12 protein-coding genes are annotated in these 16956 nt (G+C 34.8%); 5 read left to right on the forward strand and 7 right to left on the reverse strand.

The genetic code is table 11. From position 1 onward, the window contains the following. Positions 1–94 precede the first annotated feature (94 nt). Positions 95–5737, forward strand: coding sequence for an Ig-like domain-containing protein (locus GXM16_RS10785; protein ID WP_163394382.1), 5643 nt, complete (start codon positions 95–97; stop codon positions 5735–5737). A gap of 46 nt (positions 5738–5783) precedes the next feature. On the opposite strand, the gene GXM16_RS10790 is transcribed toward GXM16_RS10785, so the two are convergent. The 4 genes from GXM16_RS10790 to GXM16_RS10805 form a co-directional block, all read right to left on the reverse strand. Then, entirely contained in the window at positions 5784–6308 is a 525-nt protein-coding gene (locus GXM16_RS10790) for a tetratricopeptide repeat protein (RefSeq protein WP_163394383.1), read from the reverse strand. Positions 6309–6340: 32 nt separating this feature from the next. After that, positions 6341–7030 (reverse strand): peptide chain release factor H, encoded by a 690-nt coding sequence (gene prfH, locus GXM16_RS10795; protein WP_163394384.1) that lies wholly within the window; start codon positions 7028–7030, stop codon positions 6341–6343. A gap of 14 nt (positions 7031–7044) precedes the next feature. Continuing rightward, entirely contained in the window at positions 7045–8436 is a 1392-nt protein-coding gene (locus GXM16_RS10800; RefSeq protein ID WP_163394385.1) for an RtcB family protein, read from the reverse strand. Positions 8437–9028: 592 nt separating this feature from the next. Next, positions 9029–10306 (reverse strand): MFS transporter, encoded by a 1278-nt coding sequence (locus GXM16_RS10805; RefSeq protein WP_163394386.1) that lies wholly within the window; start codon positions 10304–10306, stop codon positions 9029–9031. A gap of 262 nt (positions 10307–10568) precedes the next feature. Here GXM16_RS10805 and bshC point away from each other — a divergent pair, with 262 nt between their 5' ends. The 3 genes from bshC to GXM16_RS10820 all read left to right on the forward strand — a co-directional run bounded on the left by bshC (position 10569) and on the right by GXM16_RS10820 (position 14141). After that, complete coding sequence (gene bshC / locus GXM16_RS10810) at positions 10569–12158, forward strand: bacillithiol biosynthesis cysteine-adding enzyme BshC (protein ID WP_163394387.1); 1590 nt, start codon at positions 10569–10571, stop codon at positions 12156–12158. A gap of 116 nt (positions 12159–12274) precedes the next feature. After that, positions 12275–13546, forward strand: a complete 1272-nt coding sequence (locus GXM16_RS10815) for an acyltransferase family protein (RefSeq protein WP_163394388.1) — start codon at positions 12275–12277, stop codon at positions 13544–13546. Between the two features lie 175 nt (positions 13547–13721). After that, on the forward strand, positions 13722–14141 hold the full coding sequence (locus GXM16_RS10820; RefSeq protein WP_031456090.1) for a nucleoside-diphosphate kinase: 420 nt from the start codon (positions 13722–13724) through the stop codon (positions 14139–14141). A gap of 150 nt (positions 14142–14291) precedes the next feature. Here the strand turns inward: GXM16_RS10820 and GXM16_RS10825 are convergent, their stop codons facing one another. Continuing rightward, on the reverse strand, positions 14292–14588 hold the full coding sequence (locus tag GXM16_RS10825; protein ID WP_163394389.1) for a DciA family protein: 297 nt from the start codon (positions 14586–14588) through the stop codon (positions 14292–14294). Continuing rightward, positions 14569–15009: a hypothetical protein gene (locus tag GXM16_RS10830; protein ID WP_163394390.1), complete on the reverse strand. Its 441-nt coding sequence runs from the start codon at positions 15007–15009 to the stop codon at positions 14569–14571. Before GXM16_RS10830 ends, GXM16_RS10825 begins: the two co-directional genes overlap by 20 nt. A gap of 226 nt (positions 15010–15235) precedes the next feature. Between GXM16_RS10830 and GXM16_RS10835 the strand changes: the two genes are divergently transcribed. Further along, positions 15236–16300, forward strand: coding sequence for a serine hydrolase domain-containing protein (locus GXM16_RS10835; protein WP_163394391.1), 1065 nt, complete (start codon positions 15236–15238; stop codon positions 16298–16300). A gap of 15 nt (positions 16301–16315) precedes the next feature. On the opposite strand, the gene GXM16_RS10840 is transcribed toward GXM16_RS10835, so the two are convergent. Then, complete coding sequence (locus tag GXM16_RS10840) at positions 16316–16927, reverse strand: zinc-dependent metalloprotease family protein (RefSeq protein ID WP_163394392.1); 612 nt, start codon at positions 16925–16927, stop codon at positions 16316–16318. Positions 16928–16956: the final 29 nt, after the last annotated feature.

The raw sequence follows: 16956 nt of genomic DNA on the forward strand, positions 1-16956 counted from the left end.
ATATTTATTTTGTTTTTGCGAAAAGATTCAACTGCTTGGGTTTGTTCAAATTTGTAGATATTTAATTACATTTGCGGGGATTCAATTTATTTATATGAAACATCCTTTACTTGTTGTGTTTTTATTTATTTCTCTATTTTGCTATTCCCAAGAAAACTGTAATAATGGAACTGATGATGATAATGATGGAAAAATAGACTTGAATGATTCGGATTGCATTTGCAATATTCCTACAAAACCATCTTTACTGCAAAATCATTCTTTTGAAGAAAAAACAGGATGTCCACAAGGTTATGATGACACTCCTACAGCTAGTAATTGGACAAAAGGAACAATACCATCTCCAGACTATTTAAATAAAGACTGCTATCTTTTTAATACTATTTACAGCAAAAATCTTCAGGATTTCCCTGATGGCAAAGGAATTATCAGAGCAGTATATAAAAACAATAAAAAAGAATATATTGCCAATAAATTGTCAGCTCCATTACTTACCGGAGTAAACTATCAGCTAACACTGAATATTGCTACATTAATGAGTATTGAAAGATCTAACTTAAGTAAAAATTTCGATTTTAATTTTTTACAGCCAACTTATGTAACACTTTATGGTTGTAATAACAAAAATAATTTACCATTATATACCACTTCAGATCCAAATTCATTTGATCCATCTTGGATTGAAATTGGAAAAGTTTTGTACCAGCCACAGACTGCTTGGGGAGAAATTACAATTAGTTTCACTACAAATACTGATATTAACGCAATAATGCTTGGACCTGAGAAAATCCTCTCTTCATCATTTAACACTGATTATGAACCCTCTTTTTTATATGATAATTTAAGATTAAATACTGCTGAGAATTTTGGTGTTACTATCGTTCAAAGTGGCAGTTTCTGTAATAATGATTTAATGTTGACTGCTAACCTGACTAAAACCATAAATTTAGCAACAACTTTTCAATGGTACAGAAATGGTATAGCAATAAATGGAGCAACCAATAAATCTTATTCAATTCCTTCAGATAAAACAAATCTGGGAGAATATACTGTAAAAGTTACAGATGGAAGTGATTGTTTCATAAGTTCAAAATTAACTATAAACAATTCAATTCCTAATCCTTCGGTGACAATAATTCAGCCTACTTGTCAGGATCCTAATGGTTATATTAACGTTAACGACCCAGGAATAGAATATAGTTTTTATAAAAGTTTGCCTTTATTTTCGGATGACTATTATGTTTCAAAAGATTTAGTATGGCAAACAGATGGTAACTTTGCCACAACAGAATATGGCAAATATTATGTTCAAACAAGAACTACTTCGGGATGCGTTTCTACACCTACGATTGTAACACTTGATCCTCCAACATTACTTGACCGGCCCACATATTCAATTATCCAGCCAGTTTGCAATTCTGGTGGAACTATTACTATAACAACGCCAGGATCACAATTTAGTTTTGATGATGGTTTGACTTGGGATAACGGCCCTACGAAAACAAATTTACCTGCTGGAAATTATTTACTTAAAATAAAAAACAGCAGCGGATGCGAATCCTATTCACAAAATGTATTGCTTTTTCCTCCTTACATTGATTCTCCAGCCTATACTTTAACCCAGCCAATCTGTAATCAGGGAGGCAGCATTACTATTACCAGCCCCGCATCCGAATATAGTTTTGATAATGGAGTGACATGGACAACAAATCCAACAGCTACTAATTTACCTGCTGGTCATTATAATGTTAGAATAAAAAACGAATTCGGATGTGAATCGAAACCTTATATATATCAAATTTATTTGAATCCATTTTCTAAATCACCCCCTGATTTTGTAGTTAACCAACCTAATACGTGTAGTAATACCGGGAGTATTGTCTTTTTAAATTCTACATATAAATATAGTATTGACAACGGAGAAACATGGCAGGAAACATCTGTCTTCAATAATTTACAACCTGGTAACTACCTATTAAAAACACAAAACGAACTAGGTTGTGAATCACAAGTCAGTCAGGTTAAAATAAATTTTTATTTATCCAATCCGACTTATACCATAATAAATCCAACATGCACATCAAAGGGCAGTATTACTATTACTAGTCCCGCATCCGAATATAGTTTTGATAATGGAGAAACATGGAGTACAAATCCAACGGCAACTAATTTACCTCCTGGTTATTATTACATTAGAATTAAAAATGAAATTGGATGTGAATCAGATATTGAATATGCCTATTTACCAGTTTTTCATCTGGATGAGCCTACATTCAAAATAACAAACCCTAATTGTGAAACGGAATCAAAATGGAGTATTTCAATTACAACTCCAGCTGCATCTTATAGTTTTGACGGAGGGCTAACATGGGGTTCAAGCCCTAATATTTCTAATTTAGATTATGGATTTCACTTCCTGAAAATAAAAAATTCTTTAGGTTGTGAATCAAATTATGCGGTTGCCAATATAGGCAATGCCTATTATTTAGAAGCTCCTGAATTTTTAACTATACAACCTACTTGTACAACTCCGGCAAGTGTTACCATAACCACTCCTGCTGCATTTTATAGTTTTGATGATGGAGGGACATGGAGTACAAATCCAAATCTTACCAAATATCCTAATGGTGGCGCAAGTGGCTCTCTTAGAATTAAAAATAAATCAGGTTGTGTAAGTGAAGCTGCCTGGTTTAATCTTAACGATAATTACCTACATACTCTTGCTTACACAATAGTACAACCAACAACTTGTGACACTAATGCTAACGGAAGTATTACCATTACAACACCAGCTGACTTTTATAGTTTTGATGGTGGTTTAAACTGGAGCACTAACCCTACAGCTTCAAATCTTCCGGCAGGCTTTAAATATCATTTAAAAATTAAGAATAAAGAAGGATGTGAGTCAGGAAACCATACAATTGAATTAACTAAGGTTCAAATAAAAGCGGCCGAGTATAAGGCTATTTATCCAACTTGTGGTAAAGGAGGCACTATTACAATTACTACACCGGCACCTTTTTACAGTTTCGATGGTGGTGAAACCTGGGGTATAAATCCAACGGCTACAAATTTACCCGCGGGTTTTTATTATCCTAAAATTAAAAATGAATTAGGGTGTGAATCTCAATTTGGTTATTCTATTAACTTTAATGTTTTAAACACTGTACCTCAATTAGGCATACAAGTAACTCAACCAACTTGTGAATCCAAAAACAAAGGAAGTATTACAATAAACACAGTTGCTGAACAATATAGTTTTGATGGTGGCAGTACCTGGAGTCAACACAACACAGCAATAAATTTATCACCTGGAAATTATTCTATCCTTACCAAAAACAATTTGGGATGCGGAACTGGAGTTGGACATGTTCAACTTTATCCTTTCTATTTACCTCGTCCTGATTACACAACAACAGCCCCTACTTGTCAAACAACAGGAAGTATTACTGTAACTACTCCCGCAGCAGCATATAGTTTTGATTATGGAAAAACATGGGGTTCAAATCCAACAAAATCGAATTTGCCCCAAGGAAGTTATAACATTATAATTAAAAATGAATTAGGGTGCGAATCAGAACCTTACTCATTTTATCTTTACAATACAAACCCTCCTGCTCAGAGACCTACTATTTCTATCCAACAGCCAAGTAGCTGCACTAGTTCTACAGGAAAAATAACCGTAACTACGAATGCTAATTTATATAGTTTTGACGATGGTCTTACATGGTCACCTAATCCTGTTGTAACCCATTTAACAACAGGTGATTACTTTATCAGAATCAAAAACAGCCTAAATGGTTGTCCATCTCCATCTGTTAAAGTGACTATAAATCCTCCCCTTGATGCAATAATAACACCAAATTATACGATTTCTCAACCAATAAGTTGTACAAATCCTTTTGGAATAATTAATATTACAACAGTTGCTTATGCTTATAGTTTTGATGATGGATTGAGTTGGACTACAACATCAAATTCCGGTAATTTACCCGTTGGTCAATACAAAATCAGAATTAAAAATTCGGCTGGTTGCGAATCTGAAACAGTAACAATTCAAATAAATGCTCCGACAGATTATCCAGCCAATCCTGAATTTACAACTATTCAGCCCGATTGTAATAATCTGAAAGGCAGTATTACAATTACCAGCGCTGCAGCAGAATATAGTTTCGATGATGGTACTAGCTGGACTACAAATGCAACTCAATCCAGTCTTGACCCAAAAACCTATTTTATTAAAGTAAAAAACAACAAAGTATGCATTTCAAATGCGACCACTGCTGTTATAACCCCTTTTACAAATTTCACTCCAAAACCTGCTCTAATAAGCCCTCAGGCTTTCTGTTTTCAGCTAAATGCGACTTTAAATTCAATTAGCATCACAGGCCAAAACATAAAATGGTATGATTCCCAAACCACAGGGAGATTGTTGGCAAATACAACTTTGCTTCAAAACAACACAGTCTATTATGCAACTCAAACCATAAACGGTTGTGAAAGCGAAAGAGCTCCGGTAACTATCAATATTCAAAATACCCCAGCACCTACAGGCAGTGGAAATCAATCGTTTTGTACCAGTCAAAATCCAACAATTGCTACTATTCAGATTAACGGAGCCTTAGTAAAATGGTACGATGCCTTAGCAAATGGTAATTTATTAGCAGAAACAACAAATCTTCAAAATGGCAAAGCCTATTATGCCTCGCAAACTGTAAATGGCTGTGAAAGCGAAAGATTCAGAGTTACAGTTTCGATTGTAAATACACCTTCTGATCCAACAGGGAATTCAAATCAATTCTTTTGTAAAAATGAAAATGCAACGCTAAGCAACATTCAAATATCAGGACAAAATATAAAATGGTATGATACCAATACTGCAACTGCTGCCTTACCTAATACAACTTTACTGGAAAACAACAGAACCTATTACGCTTCGCAAACTGTTGGTTGCGAAAGCGACAGAACAGCTATTATGGTTAAAGTTTACGACACAGCATTACCAACCGGAAATCGTAACCAGCAATTTTGTATGGATCAAAATGCAGCTATTGCTAATCTTACTATTTCTGGAACAGCACTAAAATGGTACGATTCTACAATGAATGGAACTATTTTAGCGCCAACAACTTTACTTCAAAATGGTGTATATTATGTTACCCAGACATTAAACAACTGCGAAAGCGAAAGACTCGCTGTCAATGTAAAAATTCAGGATACCCAAGCTCCAATTGCTGATTCTCCACAAGCATTCTGCATCCAGAAAAACGCAAAAATTAGCAATATTAAAATAGAAGGCCAAAACATACAATGGTTTGAAAGTGCTTCATCTACTGTCCCTTTATCGGAATCAGTTTTACTTGAAAACGGAATTACCTATTACGCTTCCCAAACAGTAAGTAATTGCGAAGGTGAAAGAATTCCTGTAGCCATTACTATCATAGAAGCGACAATGGGCGACTGCATTAATTATGTTGAAGAACTTCCCTTCCCGAAATTTTTCACCCCTAATAATGATGGCTCTAATGACTTCTGGACAATTGATTTTACTTATTTAAAACCTAACACCGGAATACGAATTTTTGACCGATATGGCAAATTCATTAAAGAATTAACTCCCAATACAGCCTGGGACGGAACTTATATGGGGCAAAACTTACCGGCTTCAGATTATTGGTTTGTTGTAACCCGATTTAATGGTACTGAATTCAGAGGGCATTTTAGCCTTAAACGATAAAATTTAAAAGCAGGAAAGGATGTCAAACTGAGACATCCTTTCTTTTTTACTTGTTTTTCTTTTTCTTCTTGGCCGGCTTGTCTTTTTTCGAATCACCATTCAATTTTTTGTTCAGCCTTTTTTCAGATTCTTCAATTGTATAATCATAGCAAGTATTTATTATGGTAAGTTTTACCTTTTTAATCATTTTCAATGCTTTCTTAAATTCTTGCTGACGCTCTAAAAGTATGATTTTCTTCAAAAGAATTTCTGTTTTATTCATTCCCTTGACAGTCAATGCGAAATCAATCAGTTTCATTGCTTCTTCGTAATCTTCATTCAAAATCAAAGTATGAATATAAAAAGGATACACCTCCAAAGCATAAATATTAATCGAAAGCGCCTTTTGAAAATACTCTTTAGCTTCTTCATATTTCAATAATTGATCTGCGAAAACCTGACCGTATAAACACAATGCCATGGTGTTTTTATCATCATAAGACAACGCATAATCCAACGATTCAATCGTTCCTTCCAACCAATACGGATAATTGTCTAATGCCTGAAAAAGATATTTATCTACTGTTTTCATAATTTTTCTATTTGGAATGCAAGAATCAAATCTCATTCACGATCGAAATAATCTTCCCGTTTTAATCTTTGCCGTTCCTGTTTGTAATTTTTAACTTGTTTTTGTTTTTTAAAATCTGAACCCTGAAAAACCCGAATCGGATTTCCACGCTGAATTTGCAATTGATTCATCCATTGTGTCTGAAATTCGGCTTTGAATTGTTTTACGGTTTCGTCCTTAAATTTCTGAAGCAATCTTTCGGTTGCCAGTTTTTTATTCTGATGCTGCGATCTTGAATCCATCGCCACTACACTAATTCCTGTTGAAACGTGAGTTGCCCGTACTGCTGAACTTACCTTATTTACATGTTGTCCTCCCGCACCGGAACTGCGCATCGCCTGATACTGAATATCTTTTTCTGAAATTTCGGTCGTAGTCGTTTTATCAACTTCAAAAATTCCGATAAACCAATTTTTACGTTTATGAAATTTCCTAAACTGGCTCTGCCCAATCCATTGAATAGTTCCAACCCATGAGTTTATAAAATCATTTAGAGTATCACTTTCGAGTAAAATTGTAGCTGTTTCTACGGTTCCGTTTTCGATTCCTTTTTCCCGCTGAAGCAAAGTTGTTTTTATTTTATTATCATTTGCTTCTTCCAAAAAAGTTTTCAGCACCTGAGCCACAACCCAGCTGCATTCAGCCGGACCGCGCCCTGATGTTATTTGAATTATTTTTTCCATAATTTCTGTATTTTCTAGCGATCCATTCGAACGATTTTTGGAGTGAATGTACCGAGTACATCTACCAATTCGTTTTGGTTTGCCATTACTTTATTAATGTCTTTGTACGCCATTGGCGCTTCGTCAATATTACCGCCAATCAAAGTCACACCATTTGTTTTGAGCACTTTTTTAATTTCACTTTGCGTAAAAGTTTCTTTGCATTTCTTTCTCGAAAACAATCTTCCTGCACCGTGAGAAGCCGAATTTAAGCTTTCGGGATTTCCTTTTCCCTGAACGATAAAGCCCGGAGCAGTCATCGAACCCGGAATAATACCCAATTCACCAACGTTTGCAGGAGTAGCTCCTTTTCGATGCACAATTGCTTCTTTGCCATTTACGATTTCTTTCCATGCAAAGTTGTGATGGTTTTCAATGGTTACAACCACTCGCTTTCCTATCGCTTTTGCAATTCGGCGATGAATATCGTCATGACAGGCTTTGGCATAATCACCTGCTAAATTCATAGCCAGCCAGTATTCCTGTCCGTCGTGTGTATTCAAATCCAGCCACGCCAGATGCTGAACATTTTTAGGCAACGGACATTGTTTGGTTGCCAGATACGTGTAATGTTTTGCAATATTAGCACCAAGCCCACGGGAACCACTATGCGAAAGCACTGCAAAATATTCACCAACTCCAATCTTCCATTCGTTGAGAGGATTAGTGATTTTTGCAATTCCGAATTCAACAAAGTGATTTCCTCCACCGGATGTTCCCAATTGCTTGTAAGCTTTACCCAAAAGATTTTTCAAAAGTGGAATATCCTGAAATTCACTTCGGCTAAACACTTCGTGATCTGGGCGAATGGTGTGGGTTTCATACATCCCAAATTTGGTATTATCTTTTAAAATAGCCTCTAGCTGATGTTCTTTTCCTTTGAAAAAAGAAGCCGGAATATCAAAAATTGATAAGCTCATTCGGCAGCCGATATCTACTCCAACTCCATAAGGAATTACAGCATTATCTGTCGCAAGAACTCCGCCAATTGGCAATCCGTAACCGGAATGTGCGTCTGGCATTAAAGCTCCTGCTACGGAAATTGGTAGTTTTAAGGCATCATACAACTGATACTTTGCCTGTTCATCAATTTCATTTTCTCCGAAAATAGAGAAAGGTGCTCTGGTGTTGTTAAGCTGATGCATTCTGACTTGTACCGGATTTACTAATCCTTCAGCAACTTTACCCCAGGTACCGTGTCCGGTAAATTTTTCCGGAAACAGTAAAACTTCTTTGGCTTCGGTTAATATACTTTCTTTTTTTTCTCGTTTTCTGTATCGGTTGATTTGCCCCAGGGCAATATTGATACTATTATTTTTTGGAAAGCCTATTTTAATCAGGTCTTTTCCGGATAATTTATTTCCCATTTGTTTTTTACTATTGAAATTCTTCCAAAATCAATATTGCCTGTTTCTTTTTACAAAATGAAATGCTTTACATCAAACTATTTAAGGCGTAAGAATATAGCGCAAAACATTATGCAAAATCCGGGCAAGAGATTTTGATCAACATTTTATCTGCTAACAGATAAATTCAGTTCGGATATTCGGGAATTTTTGAAGTGTCTAGAATAAAAAAAGCCCGAAAGTTATTTTCCTTCGGGCTTGTTCATATATCTAAAATTGATTTGCTATGATTGAGAAAAGCCACGAAGACACATGCCAACAGAATCTGATCCTGATGCGATGTTTTGTGAGGTAAGGTTTAATACAAACATTGTCTTCGTTTATTAATAGTTAATTACTTATTTTCTGATGCAAATTTTGTGAATTATTTTTCTAATAAACAAATTAAATGATAAAATTTTCTTAAAATAATTTCAAAATACTGAATAACAATAAATTAAAATACAAATAAATATTTCAGAAAGTGTATAAAATACAAGAATCTTTAAGATTATTCCAAAAAAAGAGGTAATGAATGACTCATTACCTCCATATAAATTAATTTTCAGGAATATTAAAACTGATGTACTTTTTTAGAAATCACTAAAAAGGAAACTAAAGAAACAAAAGCCGCAATTGTGAGATAAAAACCAACATAATTCAAACCATACGTACTTGCCAGCCAAATGGCAATCATCGGTGCAAAAGCGGCACCTAAAATCCCTGCCAGATTAAACGTCAAGGAAGCACCGGAATAACGAACAGTCGTAGGAAACAACTCTGATAAAAATGTTCCTAGTGGTCCATAAGTAAAGCCCATCAAAGACATTCCGATACATACAAAAGCTGTTACCAAAAACGGACTTCCGGAATTAAGAAACAACGAAAAGAAAAATCCGAAAATGGCAATAGTAATTGTTGTAAAAATTAATATTTTTCTGCGTCCAATTTTATCTGCAACCAAAGCTGAAATCGGAATAAAAATAGCAAAAAACAGTACCGAAAACAGTTGGATCAATAAAGCATCTCTTTTGACATAACCTAAATCTGAAGTAACCCAGCTCAAAGTAAATACTGTCATAAGATAAAATACCAAAAATGTAGTTACTGCTGCCAATGTTCCAAAAATCAATTGATTTTTATAAGATTTAATCAAAGTTAAAAATGGTACTTTGACTTCTTCGTGCGCGTTTTTAGAATTTTCAAAGGATGGCGTTTCTGAGATTTTAGTCCGGATATAAAAACCAACTATAACCAATAGCGAACTAGCGATAAAAGGAATTCTCCAGCCATAATTCATGAAATCTTCATTGCTCATTGAATCCGTCAGCAACAAGAAAGTCCCTCCTGAAAGCAGTAATCCAATTGGCGCTCCCAATTGCGGAAACATTCCGTACCAGGCACGTTTATGTGGTGGTGCATTTTCAATGGCTAATAAAACAGCTCCTCCCCACTCTCCTCCTAAACCAACACCTTGTCCGAATCTACAAAGCATCAATAATAGTGGTGCGGCAACTCCAATACTGGCATAACCAGGCAAAAATCCTATTGTAACGGTAGAAATGCCCATAGTTAATAAGGCTGCAACTAAGGTAAATTTTCGACCGATTTTATCTCCATAATGTCCAAAAAAAGCAGAACCTAACGGACGTGATAAAAAGGCTATTGAAAAAGTAGCTAATGATTCTAAAGTTGCCATGGTAGCATCTGAACCGGGAAAAAATAATTGAGGAAAAACCAATACTGCTGCATTGGCATAAATATAAAAATCAAAAAATTCAATTGTGGTACCAATAAGGCTTCCAAACAGAACATGTTTTAAGGAGTTCTTTTGATTGGGGTTACTTTTCATATGACTGTAATATAACTTTTTTACCTGCAAAAATAAAGTTTCATTGTCAATAATTCAGTTTTAGAAAAATTAGTTTCACAACACTCGCATTTTTTAACAAATTTTATAAATTTTCAATGTTACACAACTTCTCAAAAACTAAAAACCTGATTACAAAGTTTTTAAACCAAAAAATAAAAATCAAATCATAAGCAATCGTTAAAACCATTTTTAACTGTATATTTTCATTAAATTTACAGCTGTCAAAAATAAATTCAAAATTATGCCAACCGACTGTATCAGCTATCAAAACTCAGGGTATTTCTCTAAATTGATGCAAGACTATTTAGATCAGAAACCAGAATTAAAATCGCTGTACAATCACTTTCCGTCACTTGAAAATTTCGAAAAACAAATCATTGAAAAGCAATCAAATTTTAATAATGTCAACCGGGTTCCTTTAGTTAAAACCTTGAAAAAACAATATCAGAATATTGAAATTTCTGATTTGACCAGACAAAATCTTGAACTTTTAGCACTCGAAAATACATTTACAATTACCACCGGACATCAATTAAATTTATTCAGCGGTCCATTATATTTCCTTTATAAAATTATTTCAGCCATTAATCTTACCAAAGAATTAAAATCGAAATATCCATCGAATAATTTTGTTCCGATTTACTGGATGGCCACGGAAGATCATGATTTTGAAGAGATCAATTATTTTAATTTTAAAGGAAAAAAATTTCGTTGGAACAAAGAAAGTACAGGTCCTGTTGGAAGACTTTCAACGGAAGGTTTAGCCGAATTTCTGGAAATTTATGCTTTGGAATTAGGATCAAGCACCAACGCAAATACACTAAAAAAACTTTTTGAAGATGCTTACCTAAAACATGATAATCTTGCTAATGCGACACGTTTTTTAGCCAATAGTCTATTTGCTTCTCAAGGCTTGGTTATCATTGATGCAGATGATGCCGACCTGAAACAAGCTTTTATTCCGTATGCAAAAGAAGAATTAGTAAAGCAGACTTCGTTTAAAACGGTACAGGAAACAATCGAAAAACTGACCGATTATAGTGTTCAGGTAAATCCGCGTGAGATTAATTTGTTTTATATTGAAGACAACTTGCGTGAGAGAATCATATTTGAGAAAGAACGATACTTTATAAACAATACGAAAATTTCATTTTCTAAAGAAGAAATTTTCTCTGAACTGGAAAACAATCCTGAAAAATTCAGTCCAAATGTAATTATGCGTCCGTTGTATCAGGAAATTATCTTACCTAATTTATGCTACATTGGCGGAGGCGGAGAAATTGCGTACTGGCTGGAATTGAAATCATTTTTTGATGCCGTAAATATAACTTTCCCAATACTTTTAGTTCGTAATTCGGTACTTCTGGCAACCGAAAAGCAGGTTAAAAAAGCAGATCAGCTGCATTTAAACTGGAAAGACCTATTTACAAAACAGGAAGATTTATTAAACACTGTAACACATAAAATCTCAGCTTTTCCGATTGATTTATCGGCTCAAAAAGAAATTCTGAAAACCCAGTTCCAATATATCTATGAATTAGCAGATCAAACCGATAAATCTTTTTCAGGTGCAGTAAAAGCACAAGAAATTAAACAGACAAAAGGTCTTGAAAACCTTGAAAAACGCCTGCTTAAAGCACAAAAAAGAAAACTGCAGGATCAATTAGAAAGAGTTACTGATTTGCAGTGTGAATTGTTTCCAAATAACAGTTTGCAGGAACGTCAGGCAAATTTCTCTGAATTTTATTTAGAAAAAGGCGAACAATTAATTCCATTATTAACTCAAAAATTAAGACCTTTAGAAACTAATTTTTCAATTATTACAATATAATTACGTACGAAATACAACAATAATTCAGAATAAAATAACCACTCCGTTCTCGATTATTGTTTTCAAACCAAATAGCGATTTTTAAAATAATTAATTAACCAATTTACCCAAAACAAATGGTAAAAGAACGCTTAATTTCGCTAGATGTCTTTCGTGGACTCACTATTTTATTAATGACTATTGTCAACAATCCCGGAGACTGGGGCAACGTTTATCCATCACTACTGCACGCCGACTGGCACGGATGCACACCAACCGATTTGGTATTTCCTTTTTTTGTTTTTATTATGGGAGTTGCAGTTCCGCTTGCAATGCCTGAGAAATTTTATGACGGAACAACGTTCAATAAAATTTTAGTCCGCTCGCTTCGAATGTTATGTCTGGGAATTTTCTTCAATTTTTTTAGCAAAATTCAATTATTTGGGCTCGACGGGATTCCGCTTCTTATTGGAAGATTAGCCATTACAATTGCTGTTGGCTATGCTTTAATGGGAAGTTTTAGTTCTAAAGTCAAAAACATTTTAGCTTTTTCGATTCTGTTCATTTATCTGGTTCTGGCTTACAGTGGTATCGAAGCATATCATGATGTAAGGCTTCCTGGAGTTTTACAACGAATTGCCATTGTATATTTCGTAGTCTCACTTTTATATTTAAAAACGACTCAAAAAACGCAAATTATAACCGGAGCAGTTTTACTATTAGGATATTGGGGGATAATGACACTGATTCCCGTTCCAGGCATAGGAGAAGCAAATCTTGAAAAAGGAACCAATCTGGCTTCCTGGCTTGACAGTATTTTGCTAAAAGATCATATGTACAGCGGAACTGTCACATGGGATCCGGAAGGAATTTTAAGCACTATTCCATCTATCGTAAACGGAATTATCGGATTGTTAATCGGCCAGTTTTTACAAAGTGACAACCCTAAAACAAAAAAAGGGCTAAAAATGGGCCAGATTGGCGCTTTATTAATCGTTTCAGGATTAATTTGGGATTTGGTTTTTCCAATCAACAAATCGCTTTGGACAAGCAGTTATGTTCTATTTACAACAGGATTAGCAACCGTATTTTTCACCATCTTATATTATCTGATTGATATTGCAGGTTATAAAAAAGGGTTTAAACCCTTCCTGATCTGGGGAGTAAACCCAATGATTGTATTTTTCAGCTCTCAGATTATCCCGCAGGCTTTAGTAATGATTCAGTTTCAAAATCCAAAAAATCCCGAAGAGCAGACCAACCTTTTAGACTTTTTATATCGTTTTTGGATTGCGCCGTTTTTCAACGACCCTAAAGCAGCTTCATTGGGAGGTGCATTAGTGTACGTTTGTATCTGGACATTTATTTTGTGGATATTCTACAGAAATAAATTAATATTTAAAGTTTAAAAATTTCTACGTATTTATAGAGACGCACTATTGTGCGTCTCTTTTTTTGCATCAACAATCATGATTTATATTTTCATTATTCAAAACACCATTCTAACCTATTTTAATTATGAATTTATTAAAATCAATTCGCAAAAAAGTTCTATTTTTGCACCAAATTTAAAAAACACAAAAAATGGCTACAAATAGAACTTTTACCATGATTAAGCCTGATGCAGTTGCAAACGGACATATCGGAAATATCCTGGCAATGATTACAAACGGGGGTTTCAAAATCGTTTCATTAAAATTAACTCAACTGACTGTAGCTGATGCAAAAGCATTTTATGCAGTTCACGCAGAAAGACCTTTCTACGGAGAATTGGTAGAATTCATGTCACGCGGACCAATCGTTGCTGCTATTTTAGAAAAAGACAACGCTGTAGAAGATTTCAGAACATTAATTGGAGCTACAAACCCTGCTGAAGCTGCTGAAGGAACTATCCGTAAAGCATACGCAACTTCTATCGGAGAAAATGCAGTTCACGGATCTGACAGTGACGAAAACGCTGCAATCGAAGGTGCGTTTCACTTTGCAGGAAGAGAGCAGTTTTAATTTTAGACAACTTAGATTATTGGATTTTCAGACATGTTTAGATTCCTTAAAATCTTACAAAAGGAAACCCACTTCAATGAAGTGGGTTTCCTTTTTTTAACCACTATTTTTTCAATCCAATAATCTAAGTTGTCTAAAATTCCAAGAAGTCTATCGTAAAACTACATCCTTCACCACCTCACGTCCCAACTCTTCATTAATCATTTTAACGATTTTAGACTTTCCATGGCTCAATTCTTCACGTAAAACAGCTGATCCCAGTTCAACGTACAGTGTACTGCCTTTTAAAACAACATTCTTAGTGTACGTATTCACACCGCTTCCCATTAATTCTTTCCAGGCATCACGAACATCAATCTGATCCATTCCGGGCTGTAACTTATTCACCTGAATGATCTGTTGTAAAACAGCCCCAATCGTACTTTCGCTATTTAACCTCTTTGCCATCTTTTAATAAATTTACTGGTCCTGATTTTTTATAATGATACTCTTTATCCTGATTATTTTTCACGACAAAAGTCTCTTCCGAAAGCGAAATCAATTCCTCACTCCACTTTGCATAATCCGTTTTATAGTCCAGAAACGTTCCTTTGTCTGTAATTCGAACCGAAACATTTTCAAAAGTATCAGTTGTTAAAAAAGTACCGTCCAGCTGCGCCATTACTTTTGTCCGGGTACCTTTTAAGCCTTTAAACTGAAAATAATCAAAATTCTCATTCATTCCGTAAGCCTTTTCTTCTCCTTTATCAAAAACCACTTTTTCAATTTCCCAATAACCATTCAGTTTTGCAATATCTGCCGGTTTTATTTCCTGTTTGCAGCTCACAAAAAAAAGCGATAAAACCAAAATCATAAAGGTGTTTTTCATATTGTATTATTTATAAGAAGCTGTTTCCTGCTGTACGCTGTATCTTTTATGGCAAACCCTGCCATAAAAGGATGCCGCTTCCATCAGGGCTAGGACTTCGGTATTCAAAAGAAATTTTATTGGCTACAAAGATAATCTTATAAGATGAAAAAGAAATTAAAATCAGGAAAACACATTAAACTATTTTACATATTTTTGGTCAAATCCCAAACCAAAAACATAAACCATGACCAAAACAATTTTCAAAATCCTGATTCTGCTATCCTTCGTTAGTTGCAGTAAAGAAGACAACAATTCTCAGACCACTCCAACACAAACCATGTACTTTCCTCCCATAACCGGAAATACCTGGGAGACAACATCAATTTCAGACCTAAAATGGAATCAGAATGCTGTTCAGCCTCTTTTAGATTATTTAGAACTCAAAAATTCTAAATCATTCATCATATTAGTAAATGGCCGGATCGCTTTAGAAAATTACTTCGGCGACCATTCTGCAACTAAGCCCTGGTATTGGGCAAGTGCAGGAAAAACGCTAACTGCTACCGTTACTGGAATTGCTCAGCAGGAAGGCTTACTCAGCATCAATGACAAAGTTTCTAAATATCTTGGTACCAACTGGACAAGCGAAACACTTGCCAAAGAGAATTTAATTACCTGCAAACATCTGCTAACAATGACATCAGGTCTTGATGACAGCACAGACGATGTTGATCCGGCCGATCTAATTTACAAAGCCGATGCAGGTACACGCTGGGCGTATCATAATGTATATGTAAAACTGCAGGATGTTGTTGCAGCCGCTAGCGGACAAAACTGGTCAACCTATTTCAATACAAAATTAAGAGATAAAATCGGAATGACTGGCACCTGGGTTCAGATAGACGTAAACAGCGTTTATACAAGCAACACCAGAAGCATGGCACGCTTTGGCCTATTGATGTTAAACAAAGGAAAATGGGAAAATACTACAATTTTGAATGAAACTTATTTCAATGAAGCAACTACAACATCTCAAAACATTAATTTGGGATATGGGTATCTATGGTGGCTAAACGGAAAAGCAAATTATCATTTACCTCAATCACAGCTTATCTTTCAGGGAAGTATAATTCCAACAGCGCCAAACGATATGTTTATGGCCTTAGGAAAGAACGATCAAAAAATATATGTAATTCCAAGCAAAAAAATGGTTGTCATCAGAATGGGAGATGCGGCAGATAATGTAAATCTGGCCTTATCTGATTTTGACAAGGTTTTGTGGGAGAAGATCAGTGCCTTGTATCAATAAACACAGAAAAGCAATTTATAGTAATTGCCAGCCTTTACTTTTCAAAAAGCTTTTGCAATCTCTGCAGAAGCTTTTTTCCTGATCAATAGGATTACCACCCTCAGCATCACGCATCAGACAAGTTTTGATTTTACAATGAGGCAGACCTGCAGTATGTCCTAATTCATGCAAAACTAATTTATAAAATTGTTCGTTTTTATTTTTACGGGATAATCTAAAATCAGAAACTACACAAGCTTTTCCGGGTTTATAGCCTAACCCCATTACACCCCAGTCTTTAATTCCGTTTTTGGTTGTACTGATATCAGCATGTGACAATCCCACAATTACAGAATCTACTCCGATATTATTTTTAAGATTTTTAATAATGCTATCAGCACGATATCTGTTTCTGGGTTTGTAAAAAGAATTTTCAGGAAAAGAAATATTTTGTCTTAAAACCACATTAGAATTGATAGCTTTGATTTGTTTAAAAACTTTTTCTGCCTGATTTAGTTTAAAATTACCCAAAGGCTGAATAACAATTACCTTTTGATGATCTGTTCGAAATTCTTTATCATCTCTATCGTTTTTCTTGTTTGTACAGGAAAGCAGAATAAACAGCAAGATGACACCATAATATTTCATAAAAATATAGAGAAAAGTAACTAAAAAAG

The organism is Flavobacterium limi (assembly GCF_010645075.1).
GTDB classification, from domain to species: domain Bacteria; phylum Bacteroidota; class Bacteroidia; order Flavobacteriales; family Flavobacteriaceae; genus Flavobacterium; species Flavobacterium limi.